Origin of the sequence: Paenibacillus nuruki, from assembly GCF_001721045.1 — a bacterium.
Taxonomy (GTDB): Bacteria; Bacillota; Bacilli; order Paenibacillales; family Paenibacillaceae; genus Saccharibacillus; species Saccharibacillus nuruki.
In genome coordinates, this window is record NZ_MDER01000075.1 from 71111 (window position 1) to 92546 (window position 21436).

Annotated in this window: 16 protein-coding genes and 1 riboswitch; of the genes, 13 read left to right on the forward strand and 3 right to left on the reverse strand. The window is 39.7% G+C overall.

All coding sequences use genetic code 11. The annotated features are described in order from the left end of the window. Positions 1-321 precede the first annotated feature (321 nt). From PTI45_RS19270 to PTI45_RS19280, 3 genes are all read left to right on the forward strand, one after another. Positions 322-597, forward strand: a complete 276-nt coding sequence (locus PTI45_RS19270) for an HPr family phosphocarrier protein (RefSeq protein ID WP_069329214.1) — start codon at positions 322-324, stop codon at positions 595-597. Beyond that, a complete protein-coding gene (gene ptsP / locus PTI45_RS19275; protein WP_069329215.1) occupies positions 590-2302 on the forward strand; it encodes a phosphoenolpyruvate--protein phosphotransferase in 1713 nt (570 codons plus the stop codon). Before PTI45_RS19270 ends, ptsP begins: the two co-directional genes overlap by 8 nt. Before the next feature lie 226 nt (positions 2303-2528). Further along, on the forward strand, positions 2529-4166 hold the full coding sequence (locus tag PTI45_RS19280; protein ID WP_069329216.1) for a methyl-accepting chemotaxis protein: 1638 nt from the start codon (positions 2529-2531) through the stop codon (positions 4164-4166). Positions 4167-4326: 160 nt separating this feature from the next. Here PTI45_RS19280 and gcvPB read toward each other — a convergent pair whose 3' ends face one another. The 3 genes from gcvPB to gcvT are packed head-to-tail and all read right to left on the reverse strand — an operon-like array spanning position 4327 to position 8349. Beyond that, complete coding sequence (gene gcvPB, locus PTI45_RS19285) at positions 4327-5835, reverse strand: aminomethyl-transferring glycine dehydrogenase subunit GcvPB (protein ID WP_069329217.1); 1509 nt, start codon at positions 5833-5835, stop codon at positions 4327-4329. Further along, positions 5832-7187 (reverse strand): aminomethyl-transferring glycine dehydrogenase subunit GcvPA, encoded by a 1356-nt coding sequence (gene gcvPA, locus PTI45_RS19290; RefSeq protein ID WP_069329218.1) that lies wholly within the window; start codon positions 7185-7187, stop codon positions 5832-5834. The genes gcvPB and gcvPA overlap by 4 nt, the downstream gene beginning before the upstream one ends. A gap of 43 nt (positions 7188-7230) precedes the next feature. Then, a complete protein-coding gene (gcvT, locus tag PTI45_RS19295; protein ID WP_069329219.1) occupies positions 7231-8349 on the reverse strand; it encodes a glycine cleavage system aminomethyltransferase GcvT in 1119 nt (372 codons plus the stop codon). Positions 8350-8628: 279 nt separating this feature from the next. Next, positions 8629-8726: riboswitch (glycine riboswitch) on the reverse strand. Positions 8727-8904: 178 nt separating this feature from the next. Here gcvT and gcvH point away from each other — a divergent pair. From gcvH to map, 10 genes are all read left to right on the forward strand, one after another. Further along, complete coding sequence (gene gcvH / locus PTI45_RS19300) at positions 8905-9297, forward strand: glycine cleavage system protein GcvH (RefSeq protein ID WP_069329220.1); 393 nt, start codon at positions 8905-8907, stop codon at positions 9295-9297. Positions 9298-9603: 306 nt separating this feature from the next. Then, on the forward strand, positions 9604-12036 hold the full coding sequence (locus tag PTI45_RS19305; RefSeq protein WP_069329221.1) for a helix-turn-helix domain-containing protein: 2433 nt from the start codon (positions 9604-9606) through the stop codon (positions 12034-12036). 259 nt (positions 12037-12295) lie between these two features. Continuing rightward, complete coding sequence (locus PTI45_RS19310; RefSeq protein ID WP_241669368.1) at positions 12296-13195, forward strand: ABC transporter permease; 900 nt, start codon at positions 12296-12298, stop codon at positions 13193-13195. 30 nt (positions 13196-13225) lie between these two features. Next, complete coding sequence (locus PTI45_RS19315; RefSeq protein ID WP_069329223.1) at positions 13226-14098, forward strand: carbohydrate ABC transporter permease; 873 nt, start codon at positions 13226-13228, stop codon at positions 14096-14098. 496 nt (positions 14099-14594) lie between these two features. Further along, the gene (locus tag PTI45_RS19320) at positions 14595-16088 is read left to right on the forward strand and encodes an extracellular solute-binding protein (RefSeq protein ID WP_069329224.1); all 1494 of its coding nucleotides are present in this window, start codon (positions 14595-14597) and stop codon (positions 16086-16088) included. Positions 16089-16133: 45 nt separating this feature from the next. Beyond that, positions 16134-17633, forward strand: a complete 1500-nt coding sequence (locus PTI45_RS19325) for an extracellular solute-binding protein (RefSeq protein ID WP_069329225.1) — start codon at positions 16134-16136, stop codon at positions 17631-17633. Between the two features lie 244 nt (positions 17634-17877). Beyond that, positions 17878-18729, forward strand: a complete 852-nt coding sequence (locus tag PTI45_RS19330) for an SDR family oxidoreductase (RefSeq protein WP_069329226.1) — start codon at positions 17878-17880, stop codon at positions 18727-18729. Between the two features lie 132 nt (positions 18730-18861). Next, positions 18862-19434, forward strand: a complete 573-nt coding sequence (locus tag PTI45_RS19335) for a DUF2569 family protein (RefSeq protein WP_069329227.1) — start codon at positions 18862-18864, stop codon at positions 19432-19434. A 59-nt stretch (positions 19435-19493) separates the two neighbouring features. Beyond that, positions 19494-20012 carry a GNAT family N-acetyltransferase gene (locus PTI45_RS19340; protein WP_069329228.1) on the forward strand — a complete coding sequence of 173 codons (519 nt, stop codon included), beginning with the start codon at positions 19494-19496 and terminating at the stop codon, positions 20010-20012. Positions 20013-20250: 238 nt separating this feature from the next. Continuing rightward, the gene (map, locus tag PTI45_RS19345) at positions 20251-20997 is read left to right on the forward strand and encodes a type I methionyl aminopeptidase (protein WP_069329229.1); all 747 of its coding nucleotides are present in this window, start codon (positions 20251-20253) and stop codon (positions 20995-20997) included. Positions 20998-21436 lie beyond the last annotated feature (439 nt).

The window sequence follows — 21436 nt, forward strand, 5'->3', positions numbered from 1 at the left end:
GCGATAAGGAGTTAATAATAGATCGTTGTTACAGTCATGATCTGTCCTTATCGCATTGAATTTACAAATTGCTTATAGTTTTGTTATTAAGCTGCATTGTAAGCAATACTTAGAAAATACTTTATTTTTTCTAAAAACATCATGAATTTGCAGGATATTGCTGAATAATGTTAGCGATTGCTGAAAAAAGTCGAAAATAATTGTTTTGAAACGTGCATCACGCCTTATAATGCTGTACAATATAAGGGATGATCTAGTTATTAGTTAGTTATGATTGATCTTTACTATCCTATTATGATGAGAAAGCGAGTGAATTTTATAATGGAAAAAACATTCAAAATCGTTGACGAAGATGGTATCCACGCACGCCCAGCAACAGCATTGGTAACAGCTGCTAACAAATTTGCTTCTACAGAATCTTTTGCAGAAGCTAAAGGTAAAAAAGTAACTTTGAAATCAATCCTTGGAGTATTGTCTCTAGGTCTTGAGCAAGGTGACGTTATCGTTCTTTCTACACAAGGTGCAGAAGAAGATGCAGCATTGAAAGCTTTGACTGACGTTATGGTGAACGAAGGGCTAGGCGAAATCAATGGCTAATATTTTGGGAATCGCGGCGTCTTCGGGCATCGCCATTGCCAAAGCATTCCGTCTAGAACATCCTGAATACGAGATTACCAAACGCTCGATTAGTGATACAGATGCGGAATTGGCTAAACTTGATGCAGCTTTGGAAATTTCCAAAACTGAACTCGAGGCGATCAAAGAACGTACGTTACAAGAAATGGGTGCTAAAAAAGCAGAGATTTTCGAATCACATTTGTTGATTCTAAATGATCCTGAATTGATTAGCCCTGTAAAAGATAAAATCGCTACAGAAATGGTGAATGCTGAGTTTGCATTGAATGAAGTTGCAGCTCAATTTGTAACCATGTTTGAAAATATGAAGAGCACTTATCTTCAAGAACGTGCTGCTGATATGAGAGATGTTAGCAAGCGTGTCTTGAATCACTTGATGGGTGTTAACTTCCAAAGTCCAGCTGAGATCCGTGAAGAAGTCGTTATTATTGCAGAAGATTTGACGCCTTCGGATACCGCTCAATTGGATCGTAATTTTGTTAAAGGCTTCACTACAAATATTGGCGGACGTACTTCTCACTCCGCAATTATGGCTCGCTCGTTGGAAATTCCAGCAGTAGTCGGTACAAAAGAAGTCATGGAAGTTATTCAAAATGGGGATATCGTTATCGTTGATGGTCTTGAAGGTAATGTTATTGTTAACCCTGATGAAGCAACTCTTGCTGAGTACCGTGCTAAAGGTGCAGCTTATGAAGCTCAAGTTACTGAATGGCGCAAATTGCGTGATGAAGTAACGGTATCTAAAGACGGAGTACATGTTGAATTGGCTGCTAATATCGGTACGCCAAACGATGTGGCTGGTGTATTGGATAATGGCGGCGAAGGCGTAGGTCTATACCGTACAGAATTCTTATACATGGGTCGCGATGAATTGCCTTCTGAAGATGTGCAATTTAACGCGTACAAAACGGTTTTGGAAAAAATGGCAGGTAAACCGGTTGTTGTTCGTACACTAGATATTGGTGGCGACAAAGAACTACCTTACCTTGTTCTTCCAAAAGAAATGAATCCATTCCTTGGATTCCGTGCCATTCGTCTTTGTCTAGATCGTCAAGACATTTTCCGTACACAACTACGTGCATTGCTTAGAGCAAGTGTATATGGTGACCTACGTATTATGTTCCCGATGATCGCTACATTGATGGAATTCCGCGAAGCAAAAGCAGTATTGGTAGAAGAAAAAGAAAAACTGGTTGCTGAAGGTGTTGCTGTTTCTGACAACATTCAACTTGGCATCATGGTGGAAATTCCTTCTACAGCAGTACTGGCTGACCAATTTGCTAAAGAAGTGGACTTCTTCAGTATCGGTACTAACGATTTGATCCAATACACAATGGCAGCGGATCGTATGAATGAACGGGTATCTTACCTGTATCAACCATACAACCCATCTATCTTGCGTTTGGTTAAAATGGTTATCGATGCAGCTCATAAAGAAGGTAAATGGACAGGCATGTGTGGTGAGATGGCTGGCGATGCTACAGCAATTCCATTGCTACTCGGTCTAGGTCTGGATGAGTTCAGTATGAGTGCAAGCTCTATTCTTCCAGCACGTAGCCAACTAGCTAAATTGTCTAAAGCAGACATGCAAGAATTAGCTGCTAAAGCTTTGGATATGCAAACAGCTGAGCAAGTGGTTGAACTGGTACAAGCAATCCACGCTTGATTTTTCTTCCGTTACACGCTTGGCATGATGAGCGTTAATAAGTTTTCCCAACATTTACTTTTAGCTGATTTCTCTGTACAGAGAAATCAGCTTTTTTTGTTGTTATTATTTCTAATATTGTAGAATACTTATAAATAAAGTAAAAAAAGTTAATTGGATTTCCTCTAACTTCCGAAGTAACTGTTATATCTATATTTATAACTGATTACGATAGGGGAAAAAGAAAATGACAATGAACCGGAAAAAGAAATTTAAAACGCTCTCTGTTCAATTTAAAATTATTTTACCTATCATGTTAGTTGTAGGTACTATTATTTGTTCTATGGTCTATTATATTTTTCTACAAGTTCACGATGAAACAGATGCCCAAGGTATTGCTATGGCAAAGATTATCCGAATTGGAGCAGAATTAGCAAGTAACAATCCTAATTCGGGAATAGAAGCGTATCTAAAAGAACTTCATCAACAATTAGGCAATGAACTTCTGTTTTCAGCAATTTTAAATAAAGACACATCACCTGTATATACGACTGATAATGATTATATGGGCACAACGACATTGCAAACATTTGTAAAAGCAAATCAAGATAGTAAAGAATGGGTACTCCAAGATACAACCTATAAGAGCGAAGCCGCCAATCTTTTGGCAACTACATTATCTAATGGGCAAATTCTAGTTTTAATTACTTCCGAAAATGTATTGCATACCATCCGTAACGTTACACTTGTTGTAGTAACCATAAGTATGGTATTGCTTTTAGTATGTATTTACTGGATTGTATATCGACAATTTGAGACATTACGTACATTAGAAAAAATGATGTCTACTATTAGCGAAGGACAGGGCGATCTTACTCAACGTTTAGTCGTTAAAAGTGAAGATGAGATTGGACGAGTAGCGAATTCATTTAACCAATTTATCGAAAAAATACAGTCTATTATAGCGCAAGTTCAACAGACAGCAACAGCAACTTCTGTCCATACCAAAAATGTGTATGATACGTCTATTCATAATATGACAGTTTCTAAAGAAATTGATTATGCTATACAATCGATTACCAAAGCTACAGCAAGTCAGTACGATGAAATCGAACAGGGAACTATTTCTATTCGTAAGATAGCTACTGTAATTGAGAATACAGATCAACATGCACAGCATCTGGAAAAACTAAGTACATTGATTGGTCAACGTCAACAATCTGGTGAACAAGCAGTTATTTATTTGCAAAATCATATGCAATCATTTGCAAGCTTGTCTGAACAAGTCTCTGTCAATTTAAATCATTTGATTACAGAAGTGAATGGTATTGTTAACATGTCTGTTCTTATTCAAGAGATTTCTAAACAGACAGGATTATTAGCACTTAATGCTTCTATAGAGGCTGCTCGCGCAGGAGAACATGGTAAAGGATTTGCTGTAGTAGCTTCTGAAGTTGGCAAATTGTCAGATCAGTCCAAAGAAGCAACTACTCAAATACAAGATATTTTGAATCGTATTATTTCTTCTACTACGCTGACCAAAGAAGTGATGAATGCTTCGCAGATTGCTTTAAATGATCAATCACAAAGTGTTGATAATACAAGCGGTGCTTTTATAGAAATTGGTCAATCCATTCAAGAAATGAACAGTCTTATTGTAAGCATGAAGGATATGACGACTCAATTGAATATTAGCAAAGAACATATTATCGACTTTATTCAATCTGCTTCAACGACTACAGAAGAAACAGCTGCTGGCTCACAGGAAGTACTTGCCAGTGTAGAAAATCAAATCAAAATGTCACAACAAGTAACAGACAATATAGGATTACTAACTGAAAATATTAAAGAGTTAAACGTTATGGTTGATCGCTTTAAAGTATAAATAATTAGTTAATGGATTCAAAATAGTAGATGGATAGAGACTTATATAGATAATTAAGTTAGAAAAATGAGTATATCAATAATTATTCATCTTATAAAAAAATCATCCCATCGACTTGATCAGAATAGAAAAGTCGGTGGGATGATTGGTATGTTGCTATTTAATTACAAGCACAGTTTAATACTGGCTTACGAGCAGCTGTTGTTTCGTCCAAGCGTCTTACTGCTGTTCCATAAGGAGCATTTAGTAGCAATTCTGGATTGTCTTTCGCTTCACCAGCGATCTGAATCATGGTATCAATAAAAGCATCCAGTGTTTCTTTGCTTTCTGTTTCTGTAGGTTCGATCATAATACATTCTTCTACATTTAGCGGGAAGTAAACTGTAGGCGGATGGTACCCGAAATCCAGTAACCGCTTAGCAACATCCAGTGTACGAATACCGTACTGTTTGAGCCCTTTACCAGACATCACAAATTCATGCTTACATACGCTTGTATATGGCATTTCATAATGATCTTTAAGACGGTGCATCATATAGTTCGCATTCAGAACGGCACATTCAGACACTCGGCGCAGACCTTCAGGTCCATAGCTACGAATATACGTATACGCACGTACAAGAATACCAAAGTTACCATAGTATGCTTTGACACGACCGATCGAGTCAGGAGAACCACTACGTAAAGTAAAGGTACCGTCTTCTAATTTTTCAACAACCGGTTCAGGTAAGAAAGGAAGCAATCTGCTTTTCACACCGACAGGACCTGCACCCGGACCACCGCCACCATGCGGTGTACTCATTGTTTTGTGTAAGTTCAAATGAACCACATCAAAGCCCATATCACCCGGACGTGTAATTCCCATAATCGCATTGGAGTTAGCACCATCATAGTACAACAATCCACCAGCTTCATGAACAATCTGAGCCACTTCACTGATTTGCTTTTCAAAAAGACCCAGTGTATTCGGGTTCGTGAGCATTAATGCAGCTGTGTCTGATCCAACAGCAGCACGCAAAGCATCGAGATCGACCAAACCTTCTGGAGTAGAAGGAATCGTGATCGTTTGGAATCCAGCTACTGTTGCACTTGCAGGGTTCGTACCATGAGAAGAATCAGGTACGATGACTTTGGTACGATGTTCGCCACGTTTTTCATGATACGCACGAATCATCATTAGACCTGTCCATTCTCCATGAGCACCGGCAGCAGGTTGAAGAGTGACGGCATCCATGCCTGTTAAAGCAGCAAGGTCATTTTGCAAAGTATGCATCAGTTCCAGTGCCCCTTGAATACTTTGTTGTGGTTGATAAGGATGAATCTTCGCAAACCCTGCATAACGAGCTACATCTTCATTGACTTTAGGATTGTATTTCATCGTACAAGAACCCAATGGATAGAAGCCATTATCTACGCCAAAGTTACGACGGGACAATTCTGTATAATGACGAATCACATCAACTTCATATACTTCAGGTAAAGCAGGTTCTTCTTTACGAAGCATTTCTTGCGGAATCAATTGAGAGACTTCGACACGAGGAACATCGCAATCCGGTAAAGAATAACCGATTCGACCCGGTTGACTCAATTCAAAAATCAAAGCTTTTTCAGTAACAACAGCGCCTTGTACAGAAGTAACGGTCTCATGGACTACAGTTTCGTTTGTCATAGGATTGCCTCCAGTTCAGTTGCCAATAGATCTATCTCTGCTTTGGTACGTTTCTCTGTGACTGCGAACAAGATATGACCGGACAATTCAGGATAAGATAGGCTTAGATCATAACCACCAATCATGCCTTTAGCTAACAGTTGAGTATTAACATCAGCGACTGAAGTGCCTTCTGGTAAAGCCAGTACAAATTCATTGAAAAAAGGAGATTGGAACGCTAATTTGACATTAGGGATAGAAGATAAAGTTTGAGCAGCATAATGAGCTTTTTGCACATTCAGATCAGCTACATCCACCATACCTTGTCTACCCATGACAGATAGATATACCGATGCACACAGCGCAAGCAATGCCTGATTGGAACAAATATTTGATGTCGCTTTGTCACGACGGATATGTTGCTCACGAGTCTGCAACGTCAATACAAAACCACGTTTACCATCAATATCTTTGGTCTGACCTACGATTCGTCCGGGCATACGACGCATAAGCGGTTGAGCCACAGCGAAGAATCCACAAGTTGGCCCGCCAAGCGACATCGAAATTCCAAGCGGCTGTGCATCACCAACAACGATATCAGCTCCAAGTTTACCAGGAGATTCGAGTAGTCCCAGTGAAATAGGATTCGTACTCACTACCAATAAAGCACCTTTGGCATGAGCAAGATCGGCAACTGCTTGAATCGCTTCAATACCACCGAAAAAGTTAGGGGATTGGACAAGTACAACAGCGGTCTGCTCATCAATCGCTTCAGTGAGCACCCCAATATCTGTGACTCCATCGCCATAAGGCACTTCAACTACATCCAGATTAAGACCACGAGCATAACTACGAACGACTCCGCGTGATTCAGGATGGATCGTAGAAAGAGCAATAATCTTTTTGCGTCCTGTAGCTGATGCTGCAAGGGAAGCTGCTTCGGCAAGTGCTGTTGCGCCATCATACATACTTGCATTGGCTACAGCCATTCCTGTCAGTTCACAGATATAGGACTGAAATTCAAAGATCGCTTGTAATTCACCTTGACTGATCTCTGGTTGATATGGAGTATACGCTGTATAGAATTCAGAACGAGAAATTACATGATTAATCACAGATGGCAAATGGTGATCATACAATCCTGCACCCAGAAAGCTAGTGTACCGATCTGTATCTGCATTTTGTCCTGCAAGACTAGACATATGACGAGTCAGTGTATATTCATCCAGCATTTCAGACATAGGCATTGTGCCTTGATAACGAAGGGATGCCGGAATATCTGTAAATAAATCCTCTATCGAAGAAGCACCAACAACCTCTAACATCTCTGCTTCATTCTGTGGGGTCATTGGAATATAACGATGCGATTTCATAAAGGTAGACTCCTTTGGGCAACATATCAGTCGCCTTGTAATTTTATTTAGTGACAGAAGATGCTCGTTTGTAGAAAGGTGCTTTCACCACTTCAGCTTTGAGCATTTTACCGCGAATCTCAAGTTCTATCGGTGTTCCTAGAGCAGCACTGTCAGCTTCAATTAAAGCAAGTCCAAGATTACGCTTAAGTGTAGGAGATTGAGTTCCTGTCGTCACTTCGCCGATTTGTCGACCGTTCTGGTAGACAGGATAGTGCGGGCGAGGAATACCACGGTCGATCATTTCTACACCCACTAATTTACGAGACAATCCTTTTTCTTTTTGCGCGACTAGAGCCTCTTTGCCTGTGAAATGTTCTTTGTCTAACTTTACAAAATAGCCAAGTCCCGCTTCGAGTGGAGAAATATCTGCTGACAGCTCTTGACCATACAGAGGAAGACGAGCTTCAAAGCGAAGCGTATCCCGTGCACCCAGTCCACAAGGAATCAAGCCAAGCGGTTCACCTGCTTGCAATAGCTTTTCCCAGATGAGAGGAGCATCTGTTGCAGATACATATAGTTCATAACCATCTTCACCGGTGTAACCTGTACGAGAGATGAGCGCATGAACACCAAAAATCTCAGCTTTTTCGATAAAAGAAAATCCTGCCAGTTCAGCATAACGATCGCTTTGTGTAGCCGCTTGTAAAATAGCAACCGCTTGAGGACCTTGTAAAGCAATCAAAGCGGTTTGTTCTGAAATGTTCTCAAGAGTGACATTGGCAGGCAAAGACTGCTTCATCCAATCGATATCCTTATCAATATTCGAGGCATTGATCACGAGCATATAATGTTCTTCGCCCAGACGATATACCAATAGATCATCGACTACACCACCTGTTGGATAGCACATTAATGTATATTGGGCTTGTCCATCTTGCAAGCGAGAAGCATCGTTAGTTAATAATTGTTGCAAATAGGCAAGGGAACCTTCACCTGAAATGATCACTTCACCCATATGAGAAACATCAAATAATCCAGCTTGTTCACGAACCGCTTCATGTTCTTTTTGAATTCCTGTAAATTGAACAGGCAATTCCCAACCGCCAAAATCGATACAGCGTGGGGAACCGGATTGAGCATAAAGAGGAAAAATCGGCGTACGCTTCAGTTCTGTTGTCATGATCGTCACCTCATCGAATTAGTTTGTAGCGAAAAATCGCATATATCATTTTTTATGAAAAAAGAATAAAATCATCCGAAAAGCTCAATAAAAAAGACAGAGAGAAAAGGAAATAAGCAGGTGCTATACCTGAAATATTTCTTTTTCTCCCTGTCCTTGATACCTGAGAGTTACCTTGTGCTCAATAGCTTATAAGCAACAAGTTTCCCCTTGGGTGATTGGTTGTTATCATTCGGATATTCGTCGGTGACCGAATGATGCCAATTCTCTCCAGAGCTGCGTCCGGTACAGGTCCCTTTTACCTGAGAGATTCACCATTACTGGCTTACTCCTTCGGCGCTGTTATGGTTCTGAACAGTCTCTCCCTGTACTTTCATTCGCTACATATGATGTTATGTATTTCCGAACATTAAGTATTGAAACAGTAATGAATGTATGTATATTATATTAATACTTGATTCAAAAAGCAATGTCAAGAGTATTGACAGTATAATCTGCCTTGCTATACGCTTGTGTGCATGAAGACATTACAACCATGAACCGGAGGAATGAACAATGAGTGAGATTAAAGATCAATTGCTGTATAGTGCAGAACATGAATGGGTAGAGCGTATTAGTGATGATACGGTTCGTATCGGTATTACTGATTTTGCTCAACATCAGCTAGGAGATATCGTATTTGTTGAATTGCCACAAGCAGGTGCAGAAGTTGCTTCTGAAGCTGTGATCGGCACGATTGAATCGGTCAAAACAGTATCTGATCTTTTTAGCCCGGTGACAGGTACGATCACTAATTTTAATCCTGAATTGGAAACAGAACCTGAACTGGTGAACTCTGATCCTTACGGACGTGGCTGGATGGTTGAAGTTAAAGTCAGTGGTGACCTAGATAGTGCATTATCAAGCCTTTTGAGTGCAGAAGCTTATGCTGAACACGCCCAAGACTAACTCATAATACTGTCAATCTATACAAAAGAAGGATATAAAATCTATTTATATGTATTGTAACAAGAACAAGACTGAAAACCTAGATGGGGATCAGTCTTTTTTGTTATGTATATTTTTGCTACAGGTAATTAAAGTGCACAATAACGACATTCTTTTTTATTTTAGGTTGGAGGAATCTGCATAATACGATAGAATGATTAAATAAAGCAAAAATAGAATTTTTTTACATAGATCCAATAATGAATGTACACTGCGACATGTACAACATACCTATTTTATTGATGATTACCTCTGGAGGGGAGATTGTTGTCTAAATATCTATATCGTTTATTTCTGATTATGGTGATATTGGGATCGTTACCTGTACTGGTAATCGGGATATTTTCTTATACGTTGGCGGCAGGTGATGTCGAGCAGAAAGTGCAAGATGGTAATGCACAATTATTAAATGAAACTCAATTACGTGTAGATCAAGTACTCAAAACATTGCAGTTGTCTGCTGTACAATATGTCAATTCGCCGTTTGTTACGGAAACGATGAAGCAACCTTTGCAATCGGGAGACTTTGAAAAAATACGTAATTTGACGACCGGATTTAATAATTTGCAAACGATTACATCGCTAGATCAGATACGTTTAATTAACTTTGAGCATAACTGGGTAGTCTCAGGAACATCATTCAGTCAAGTATCTGATGCAGAAGATCAAAGTGTGCTTCGATCATACCGACACAATCGAAATAGCATGTTCTGGGTAACCGATACTTCAATAGCGAATAACGGATATACGTCAAATATAGATATGATCTCAGAAGAGGAATTGGACTCAGGATCGCCTGAAAAGGAAACAAAGGTAACCAGTATGGTGTTCAAAATTCCACTATTACCTTCGACCGGTGAACCACGCGGATTGTTAGTCTTGGATATTGCCAATGATGAAATTGATAATTGGGTCACCAGCAGTACACGTCTGGGACAAATATATGTGTTTGATCAATACCAACAAGAATTTCTAGATAACGGTCAGAGTACACAATATCCTGGATTACAAAATGAAGTGTTTGCTCATGTTCATCAAGGAGAACGTCAAGGATTTTTTAATTGGAAAAGTGAAGGTGAAGAAGTGGGAGTGACTTATTCTTCATCGACACTGAACGGATGGGTATATGTGTCTGTCGTATCTATAGGACAGATTACGTCCCAGACAAGAAAAATAGCAGTATTAACGATTAGTGTCTGTGTAGCGATGTTATTGTTAACTGCACTGTTGGCTTTTCTCAGCAGTCGTCGTATGTATTCTCCTGTGTCTAAATTAATGCAGTTATTAGGTGCCAGTGACTCTGTAGATTATACCGGACGGCTCAAGGCAGAAGAGCCATCCACAGATACAGGGTATAGACGATTATGGTTAGGTTACCGAAAAGGATTAGCCGGAGATCAACATAAGCCAGTGAAAAGACGAGATGAATTTGCTTATATTGGAGAACAAGTAGAGCGGATGCGCTTAACAGGGCGTGAGTTGGAAGAGCAGATTCGGGAACAGGTTCCGCAATTGCGAGAATTATCAGTGATTAAGTTGATCAGCGGGCAGATTCCTGCTAATGAATTTGAACGTCGCCGTCTGATCTATGGATTTCCTGAATCGGTTCGTTCTATGGCGGTATTGGTATTACAGATCGATACGGTACAAGGAACACGGTATGAAGAAACCGATCGAGAACTGTTACTGTTTGCTATTAATAATATGGTGTCTGAATTGATTTCGGTGGAGCATCGCTTTAGTCCGGTATTGATCGAACAATCTCAAGTTAGTATTCTGGTCCAACCCGCAGATAATGAAGATGCTACTTCGTGGTATCACAGTCAAGCAGAGCGAGTACGTACTCAGATTCAAGACTATTTATCGTTGTCAGTCAGTATCGGGATCAGCCGTCCATTTGAACATTATCAAGGAGCACCTGATGCCTATGGAGAAGGACTAGAAGCACTCAAGCAACGAATGAGTCTGGGCAACAAATTGATTATTCATTTTGAAGATATTGATCATAGTACGCCTATGGAAGTAGCAGTCTATACTCAGCTCAAACAGTTAGAAGATCGTATTATCCAATCGCTGCAAAATGGAGATTATGAGCAGACTCCACTGTATTTCGATGAATATATTCGTCATGTGATGGACAAAGAAATACATTTCCGCGATTATCCAGTATTACTAACCCAATTGGCTGCTCGTGTATATGAGATGGTACAGCAAAAAGGCGGAACTGTTAATGGAGTCTTAGGTAAAAAAGCATCGCTGCATCGCTTGCTTGAACTACAGACGGTAGAAGAAATCAGACACTGGTTCACTCATGCACTATTTGAGCCGTTACAGCAATTTTTACAAAGCCAATCGGAGTCACAGTATATCAATATTGCCGATCAGATGATCCAGATTATCCAACAGCGATATGAACAAGATTTGTCCTTAGAAATGTGTGCAGAACAGCTTAACTTTCATCCAGTGTATTTAAGTCGTGTTTTCAAAAAAGAAACAGGTATTAAGTTTAGTGATTATGTAGCTGAATATCGAATGAATCAAGCGAAGAAATGGTTAGAAACAACCGATTGGCGAATTGCAGATATCGCAGAAAAATTAAGCTACAGTAACACGACAGCCTTTATCCGTATTTTTCGTAAAATAGTAGGAACGACTCCTGGTAAATATCGTGAAGAACATCGCAGTCGGAAGTTGATTTGAGTAAATACGAGTTGAATTCAGCATATATAGAGGTTGAAAAAAGGTTATTGTGTTCCCAAAAAAAGAAGCTAAAACCCTGATACAGTAAGGATTGGCTTCTTTTTTTACATATAAAGCTAAAATTGGATGATAGCCTGTTATTCTTCTGGAAGCGACAATGAGTCTATACAAATGTTAACGCTTTCAAGGAGGGTGAAGGATGGAAGCCAAATCGGTCAAATCATCTACACGGATACGTACAAAGGAACGTCAGGCGAACATGTCATGGAAAGAATTTTACAAAAATCGTTGGTTGTACATTATGTTATTGCCGGGAATTATTTATTTTGTCGTCTTTAAATATGTACCGATGTATGGAATTGTGATGGCGTTTCAAGATTATGTTCCTTACCGAGGAATCTGGGAAAGCAATTGGGTAGGATTCAAGCATTTTGAACGCTTTTTCAGTGAACCGCAATTTTGGATGTTATTTCGCAATACGCTGATCTTAGCACTGTACAATATTATCTTCTTTTTTCCTTTACCTATTATTGTATCGTTGATGCTTAATGAAGTGGTGACGGAACGATTTAAACGGTTCGTCCAAACGTTAATCTATGTACCGCATTTTGTCTCATGGGTTGTCGTTGTTGGTGTATTTTATATGATCTTTACCACAGAAGGTGGAATTTTAAACGAATTGATCTTTGCGATTACCGGACAAAAAATAGCATTTTTATTAGAACCCGGTTGGTTCCGTACGATGATTATTTCGCAATCGATATGGAAAGAAGTCGGTTGGGGAACGATTATTTTTCTAGCGGCTTTGTCAGGTGTAGATACTCAGTTATATGAAGCTGCCCGGATGGATGGAGCAAGTCGTTGGAGACAGTTATGGCATATCACATTACCAGCGATTCGCAGTACGATTATTATTTTACTTATTTTGCGTCTGGGTACGTTTTTGGATACCGGATTCGAACAGATTTTCTTAATGCTGACTTCTACAAACCGTGATGTAGGGGAAGTGTTCGATACTTATGTATACGTCAAAGGGATGACTCAAGCCCAATACAGTTACAGTGCCGCTGTGGGACTATTCAAATCTGTGATCGGCTTGCTACTGGTTGTCGGTGCTAATCAATTAGCCAAAAAATGCGGAGAAGAAGGCATTTATTAATGTATCTATCGTCCGAAAGGAGACCACATGATGAAACAAGATCGTACATTAGGAAATCGGTTATTTGATTATACCAATCATACCTTGTTGTTATTGTTAGGGATTGTAACGGTATTACCTTTTATCTATATCACTGCTGTATCGTTTACCAGTCCAGCCGAAGTTGCTAAAGGAGGATTTATTCTTTTTCCCAAAGAATTCTCTCTTGCCGCTTATCGCTATATCTTCTCAACGTCTACACTACTGAACAGTCTATGGGTATCAATCTATATTACCGTACTTGGTACACTGATTAACTTGCTACTGACGACATTGATGGCATACCCGTTATCTCGTCCTTATTTGCGAGGCAGAAAATACATCATGCTCGGTGTACTGTTCACCATGTTATTCAGTGGCGGAATGATTCCTACGTACTTTGTAGTCAATTCACTACATTTAACAGATACATTATGGTCGCTGATGATTCCCGGAGCGATTAGCGCTTTCAACTTAATTGTACTCAAAAACTTTTTCCAACAGATTCCGGACGGACTGGAAGATGCCGCCAAGATTGATGGATGTAACGACGTATCGATCCTTTTCCGTATCGTCTTACCACTATCTTTACCAGCAATGGCAACCTTTGCACTGTTCTACTCTGTAGCTCACTGGAATAGCTTCTTCAGCGCTATTCTATATATCAACGACAGCGACAAATGGCCTGTCCAAGTGTGGCTACGCGAAATCGTTATTCTCGCCCAAAGTCGAATCGGAGACACCAGTATCGAAGAAGCCGATATCCAACCACTCACGATCCGAATGGCAGTAATCGTCTTCTCCACACTACCGATCTTAATGGTCTACCCATTCCTACAAAAACACTTTGCCAAAGGCGCACTCCTAGGCTCAGTCAAAGGCTAATATATTAATGATCCAATACATCTTAATTGCGTATTTAAAAATAACTTAAATAAGTTTGTGGATAGAAATCCCAAGTTACAACTATCCCAACACATCCATAATCAAAAACCACATTCAATGCATTTCGATCCACTATTATTTGTATAAACCATTACAATCAATACTTTATCTAGAAAATGATTAACTCCAATAATATCTGAACTCCAAATGCTCAAAACAAACAATCTCACTCATATCCAAAACCAATATCCAAATCCTTAAATCTCTAAATCTCTAAATCTCTAAATCTCTAAATCTCTAAATGTCTAAATCTTTCCTGCTACCCCCACCCAATGGTGCTGGGCGAAGGGGGAGATGGATTCTGAAAGTCGCCTTTAAGACTCGGATATCGACCGTTTAGCGGTCAATCAAGATATCCGATCTTACCAGCGACGGCAAGAACCATCTCCCCCGAAGCCCTTCACCCCACCCCATCAATGAAAGGAGTTATCAACACATGAAAAAACAAACAGCAACATTAATGTGCTTCATCCTAGCCACATCAACCGTACTCAGTGCATGTGGAAGCAAAGGCTCTCAAGGAGCTTCTGTCGATGATACAATCACTATGGCAATTTCTCAAGTCGGGGATATTCCTTCCGCAGGCAATCAAGTGCAACAAGAAATCGAAAAGTACACCGGCAAAAAAATAGATGTACAGTGGATACCGAACTCCGCCTATGATGACAAAATCAATGTCATGATCGCTTCGGGAGATATGCCTGATATTTTGAAAGTAAACTACACACCTGCGGTCACCAATGCGATGCGTAATGATGTGTTCTGGGAAGTTGGCCCTTATCTCAAAGACTATCCCAACTTAGCTGCACAAGCCGATGTATTTTACGATAACGTCAAAGTAGATGGCAAAATTTACGGGGTACCTCGCTTTTCCGATATTGCCCGTGCGACATTGATCTATCGCTCGGATTGGTTCAAAAAGCTGAAGCTAGATGTACCGAAAAGCACAGAAGACTGGTACAACAATGTGAAAGCGTTAACATTAGATGATCCAGATGATAATGGCAAAAAAGATACGTATGGCATGATGCTATTTAAAAAATATAATGAAGGCGAATATTCATTTACCACGCGTCTTGCTGTTAGTCTGGGTGCACCTAATAAGTGGAAAGTCGAAGAAGATGGTTCATTTACGCCAGAATTTATGACAACAGAATATAAAGGTGTAATGGATCTACTGAAGCGTCTGTATGATGAGCAATTGATCAATCAAGATTTTGCTGTATTTGATTCGACTGAAGCAGACAAGAAATTCGATTCCGGTCTAACCGGTATGAAGATCGCTGTAGCACAAACGGCTAAAAGTCAGCTTGAACGATTACAAGAAAATGTACCTGATGCAGAGATTGATCTTTCCAAGTTAGAAGGGCCAGACGGTTATCGTGTACCTGCGCAATCGGGTAATGCAGGCATTCTTGTATTCCCTAAAGTGTCTGTACCTACAGAAGAAGACCTCAAAGCACTTCTTTCTTTTTTGGATAAATTAATGGACCCTGAAATGTCTACATTGTTATTACGTGGAGTCGATGGCAAGCATTATAAAAAGTTAGACGATGGACGTGTGGAAATGACAGACTTTGCTGCTTTTCAGCGTGAAGTGAAGCCTTATCGTGATAATCTGCCATTGGTAGAAGGCTATAACGTACCTGCGCAAAAAGATACCAAGATTGGTGAAAAAGGAGTAGCGATGGCAAAAGAAATCACGCAGTATGCTGTTCCTAATCCAGCATTGACATTGTATTCACCGACATATGAAGAACGTGGTGGTGATCTAGATCAACTGATCAATGATGCACAGACCAAATACATTATGGGCAAAATCGACGAGAACGGGTGGCAACAACAAGTGGAACTATGGAAAACATCAGGTGGCGATAAAGTGATGCAAGAATACGCAAGCTCTTACAAAGAACAGCAACAACAAAAGTAAAGCCAATCATGATTTTTATTCCACTATATTCAGGAGGATACCAAAATGAAATTTGTGGTCAAACAAAGTGCATGCTGGACACTGACAGCAATATTGGCTTTCGGATTAACAGGTTGTGGCAATAGCGATCAAGGCGCTGCCACAGCAGACTCTTCAACAGTACGTATTTCGCTTATGCAAGTCGGTGATATTCCCAAAACTGGAAATGATATTGAGACAGGATTGGAAAAACATATCGGCAAAGATTTGGATATTCAATGGATTCCAAGCTCTGCTTTTAACGATAAAGTCAACGTGATGATCGCTTCAGGCAATCTACCTCATATTATGAGATTGAATTATATTCCAACAACAGTGGGTGCGATTCGTTCAGATCAATTTTGGGAGATAGGACCGTATCTTAAAGACTATCCGAATCTAAGCGCTCAAGATCCTGAGTATTATAGCAATATCACAGTAGATGGCAAATTGTATGGAATCCCTAATTTCCGCGATATCGGACGGGCTGCAATCGTGTATCGAAAAGACTGGTTTGATACATTGAAATTAGGTGTTCCGAAAAGTGTAGACGATTGGTACAATGCCGCCAAAGCGATAGCGACTCAAGATCCTGATGGCAATGGTAAAAACGATACGTATGCTTTTCCATTATTCAAAACATATACCGAAGGTTCTCAAGCTCCATTGACCCGTATTGCAGTCAGTTTAGGTGGAGTCAATCGCTGGGGAGTAGATAACAGTGGTAAATTTACGCCTGAATTTATCACACCGCAATATACCGAGGTATTACAAATGATGCATCGTCTATATGCAGAAAAATTAATCAATGCCGATTTCCCATCACTGGATTCAACAGAAGCTGATAAAATGATGGCATCCGGTAGAATAGGGATGAAATTGAATGGCGTAGCTACTAACGGCAAAAGTACACAACAGTTGCTGACAGCTGCTGTACCGGATGGTGTAGTGGATATTTCTCCATTTATAGGACCCGAAGGTATTCGGATAGCCGGTGAACCCGGTAACTTTGGCTTTCTGGCTTTCCCCAAAGCGACTGTACAAGATGAAGCTCAATTGAAAGATCTGTTAAGTACACTCGATAAATTAATGGACGAACCGACAAGTACATTACAATTACGTGGAATCGAAAATAAACATTATAAAAAAACAGCAGATGGTAAAACCGAATTTATCGATTTTGACGGATACCAACGGGATGTGAAGCCATACCGTGATAATTTACTGAATATCGAAGGGTATAATGTGCCTGAATTAATCGACACTGAACTGGGAACTAAAGGTGTGAAATTATCGAAAGATGATCGCAAATATGCAGTCTCCAACCCGGCGTATAATCTGGTATCTGATATCTATACCGAACGTGGGCAAGAATTAGATCAGATGATCAGTGATGCTCAGACCAAGTACATTATGGGTGAATTAGATGATGCTGGCTGGCAACAAGCGATTACAAGTTGGCGTACAGCAGGAGGAGATCAACTGATCAAAGAGTATGAAGAAGCATATGCCAAGTTGAATAAGTAAATGATTAAATCAATAAATAGTTAGCGATAACGAAATATTTATCGAAATTATGCAATAGGATAGATACCAAAAACTGTAATTACTTCTTGTTCTATTCTTATACTACAGAGTAGGCAATGAGGTGTGATTACAGTTTTTTTGGTATGTCATCTCCATGCTTCGACGCTTTTACCGATCAATACATGCGTAGAAATAGATGGACTGGTTTATTAACAAGAAAAGAATGACTTACAGGAGGAACATCATGAGTACAAAACGTGTATTGATTACAGGTGCCAATTCCGGTATGGGACTTGCTTCTACTATCGAATTAGCGAAGCGTGGTTATGAAGTGATTATGGGCTGTCGTAACGAAGAACGCGGACAACAAGCGTTACAAGAAGCACGTAAACAGAGTGATTCTGATCGAATTAGTCTTATGAAATGTGATCTAGGTTCTCTTAAACATATTCGAGAGTTTGCCGAAGAATTCAACCAAAAATATGATCGTTTGGATGTACTGCTTAACAATGCAGGGGTGGTGAATTTAAAGCGTCAGGAGACTGAAGATGGATTTGAAATGAGTATTGGTGTGAATCATCTAGGGCACTTTTTGCTGACTCATTTACTGTTGGATGCACTTCAAGCTTCTCCGCAAGGACGAATTGTTGTGGTCAGTTCAGGCGCTTACAAAATTGGTAAAATTCATTGGGATGATCCACATTTACATTATGGATATACTGTTATCAAATCGTATGCTCAATCCAAGCTTGCGAATATCTTTTTTACACGTGTTATGGCTGACAAGTTAAAAGATACAAATGTAACGATCAACTGCCTGCATCCTGGTGCAGTGGCTACGAATATTGGAGTCGATCGAGATACTGGATTCGGCAAGCGTATTTTGGCAGGAGTAGCGCATCTTCCTTTTTTCCAGACGCCAGAGCAAGGTGCCGAGACTGCTATTTTTCTAGTGGATGATGAGACTGTTGCTCAACATTCGGGTGCTTATTATTATCGTAAACAGAATCATAAGCTGAAGTCCAAAGCCCTTGATGAAGCAGAAGCGCTTCGTTTTTGGGAATGGAGTAAAGAGCAGATAGGCTGGCAAGATTAATAAGAATGATCATTTTAAAATGATGTCATTTGTTGTGCAATCTATCTTACATCATGATGGATCTACTGTTACAATAGAAGCATCTGGTATCCAGTAGGATCAGAATAAACATAGAAAGGATGATGATATAGAATGAGTAATGAATATCCACCAAATCCGAATGGAGTTCAGCAGAATCCGTATCAAGCTCCGCCTCAAGAGCAACAGGGAGGAATGCCACCCTATCCACCTTATATGCAACCGCCTTTACAAGGGTTAGGTGGCTGGCTAGCTTGTTTTCAGGTGTATATGTATTATGTACTTATCGCTTTCTTTTTCACGATTCCTAGTTACATATTTTTAATGTGGATGCACAATAATCCAGAAGAGTTTGAATCAGCAATGCCCGGAATGACTAATCAGTTGTTTGCGATTTATGGTGAACGTTTTACATTGGTGATGATCATAGGAATTATACTTGCTTCGATCTCTTTGGTCTGGATGCTTGTTAATTTAATTTTCTTTTACCAACGTAAAAAATTCTTGCCACGTTTGATGATTGCTTATTTCATTTTTGAGTTAGCAGGTACAGTCGTTACTATGTTAATCATACCTGATGTAGGTGTATTTACTACATTTAGTACGATTTTGGGAGTCGCTCTTGCTGTAGCTTGGATTTTCTACTTTATGCGTTCTGTACGTGTTAAAAACACATTTGTGCGTTAATCTTCTTTAATCCATACATCTAATCTTAATTTTTGCGTTTTTACAAGGAGGCAGACTTTATGAGTGATCCACATTTACCGTACACTATAGAAATAGCCAGACAAGAAGATTTACCTGCTATTGTCGATATCTATAATGCTTCGATCCCTGCAAGGCTAGCTACCGCAGACACAGAACCTGTGACTGTAGAAAGCCGTCAAGCGTGGTTCGATGAGCATGTTCCAGATCGTCGTCCCCTGTGGGTCTTATGGCAAGAAGGTCAGATTGCAGGCTGGGCAAGTTTACAGACCTTTTATGGACGACCTGCTTATAATGGAACAGTGGAGCTAAGTGTATATGTGCATAATGATTATCAAGGCAAAGGGATAGGGAGCAAATTAGTATCTTATGCGATTGAGCAAGCCCCATCATTGCATATCCATACATTGCTTGGATTTGTTTTTGCTCATAATGATCCAAGTCTAAAATTATTGCGTAAATTTGGATTTGAAGATTGGGGACATTTGCCACGTGTAGCTATTTTGGATGATGTAGAACGTCATTTAGCGATTGTGGGCAAACGCATAGAATCCAAGTAAAATAAGCTACATATTTAACTTCATACTTGCAACCTCACACCTGATAATCCGTCTAAAGATTATCAGGTGTTTTTTCATTATGGCGTCGATTACACTGGGATAGAGTATGCATCTGATAAGATCGGTAGGTTGCTCAAAGATAAAGTTGACGTTAATATGTATGAGGAACCATAACTATAGAGAAATGGCTATTCCAGCATATGCCAACAGGAAATAGCTTGTGAAAGGAAGCCGATCAATGATTATATTAAAATCGCCTCAAGAAATAGAAGCAATGAGAACAGCTAGTCAGATCGTAGCTGATTGTCATCGTGAGCTTGCCAAGCTTATTCAACCCGGCATTACCACGATGGAAATTAATGAATTTGTCAAAAAACATATCACCAAACTAGGTGGTAAGCAGTTTACCAATGGATATAATGGTTTTGAATATGAGACCTGTGCATCTGTAAATGACGTTATTGCTCATGGATTTCCGAGTCGTACTCCTTTAAAAGAAGGCGATATTGCCAAAATCGATATCGTTGCTGAATATGATGGTTGGCTTGGTGATTCCGCATGGTGTTATGCCGTAGGTAACATCTCACCAGAAGCTGAAAAATTAATGCGAGTCACTAAAGAATGTCTGTATATCGGGATAGAACATGCTATCGTAGGCAATCGTCTAGGAGATGCAATGGCACCTCTTCAACATCATGCGGAGAGCAATGGCTTCCATGTGGTACGTGATCTGTTAGGGCACGGAATAGGGCGTGAACTTCACGAGGAACCAAACTTTACGCATACAGGTAAGCCCGGCAAAGGCACACGTCTTAAAGAAGGTATGGTCTTTACGATCGAACCGATGATTAATGAAAGTACGTATCGGATGACGATTGATGCAGATGGTTGGACAGCACGTACCGCAGATGGTGGATGGTCTGCTCAGTATGAACATACAATAGCGATCACAGCGGATGGACCGATTATTTTGACTGCTCAGTAATCGTTTTAGATTCGTCTGAGTTTCTTTTGAATAAGGATCAGGTAGCAGTGCTTAGCAAGTGAATCATCAACAGCTGTTACCTGATCATTAATCCTAATTAATAATTTAATTTTGATATATGATTATGATTTTTATTCAAAAGCAAGCATTTGAGGTAAATAATAGGCAATATTATATCCAAATTAACCTTCGCTTTCCCAAAGATACAATCGCTATCGGATAAATAATAATAGTCGGTATGATATTCATTAACTATTTGTGCTAACGATTGCACTCTTGAATATTACAAAAACCCCCATCAAATAGGACTAAAGTTCCATTAAACCTTCAAGAATTCGACAAAATATCCGATACTATTATTATAAGCAATTGTAAATAAATACTAGACTTGTTAGTAACCCTTGACGGTGTGGAAATAAATATGAACATTCGTGCTCAT

What these genes read in the sequence shown, in the direction of transcription:
- PTI45_RS19270 (WP_069329214.1), top strand. Translation starts at nt 322, where the DNA reads ATGGAAAAAACATTCAAAATCGTTGACGAAGATGGTATCCACGCACGC.
- ptsP (WP_069329215.1), top strand. Translation starts at nt 590, where the DNA reads ATGGCTAATATTTTGGGAATCGCGGCGTCTTCGGGCATCGCCATTGCC.
- PTI45_RS19280 (WP_069329216.1), top strand. Translation starts at nt 2,529, where the DNA reads ATGACAATGAACCGGAAAAAGAAATTTAAAACGCTCTCTGTTCAATTT.
- gcvPB (WP_069329217.1), bottom strand. Translation starts at nt 5,835, where the DNA reads ATGACAAACGAAACTGTAGTCCATGAGACCGTTACTTCTGTACAAGGC.
- gcvPA (WP_069329218.1), bottom strand. Translation starts at nt 7,187, where the DNA reads ATGAAATCGCATCGTTATATTCCAATGACCCCACAGAATGAAGCAGAG.
- gcvT (WP_069329219.1), bottom strand. Translation starts at nt 8,349, where the DNA reads ATGACAACAGAACTGAAGCGTACGCCGATTTTTCCTCTTTATGCTCAA.
- gcvH (WP_069329220.1), top strand. Translation starts at nt 8,905, where the DNA reads ATGAGTGAGATTAAAGATCAATTGCTGTATAGTGCAGAACATGAATGG.
- PTI45_RS19310 (WP_241669368.1), top strand. Translation starts at nt 12,296, where the DNA reads ATGTCATGGAAAGAATTTTACAAAAATCGTTGGTTGTACATTATGTTA.
- PTI45_RS19315 (WP_069329223.1), top strand. Translation starts at nt 13,226, where the DNA reads ATGAAACAAGATCGTACATTAGGAAATCGGTTATTTGATTATACCAAT.
- PTI45_RS19320 (WP_069329224.1), top strand. Translation starts at nt 14,595, where the DNA reads ATGAAAAAACAAACAGCAACATTAATGTGCTTCATCCTAGCCACATCA.
- PTI45_RS19325 (WP_069329225.1), top strand. Translation starts at nt 16,134, where the DNA reads ATGAAATTTGTGGTCAAACAAAGTGCATGCTGGACACTGACAGCAATA.
- PTI45_RS19330 (WP_069329226.1), top strand. Translation starts at nt 17,878, where the DNA reads ATGAGTACAAAACGTGTATTGATTACAGGTGCCAATTCCGGTATGGGA.
- PTI45_RS19335 (WP_069329227.1), top strand. Translation starts at nt 18,862, where the DNA reads ATGAGTAATGAATATCCACCAAATCCGAATGGAGTTCAGCAGAATCCG.
- PTI45_RS19340 (WP_069329228.1), top strand. Translation starts at nt 19,494, where the DNA reads ATGAGTGATCCACATTTACCGTACACTATAGAAATAGCCAGACAAGAA.
- map (WP_069329229.1), top strand. Translation starts at nt 20,251, where the DNA reads ATGATTATATTAAAATCGCCTCAAGAAATAGAAGCAATGAGAACAGCT.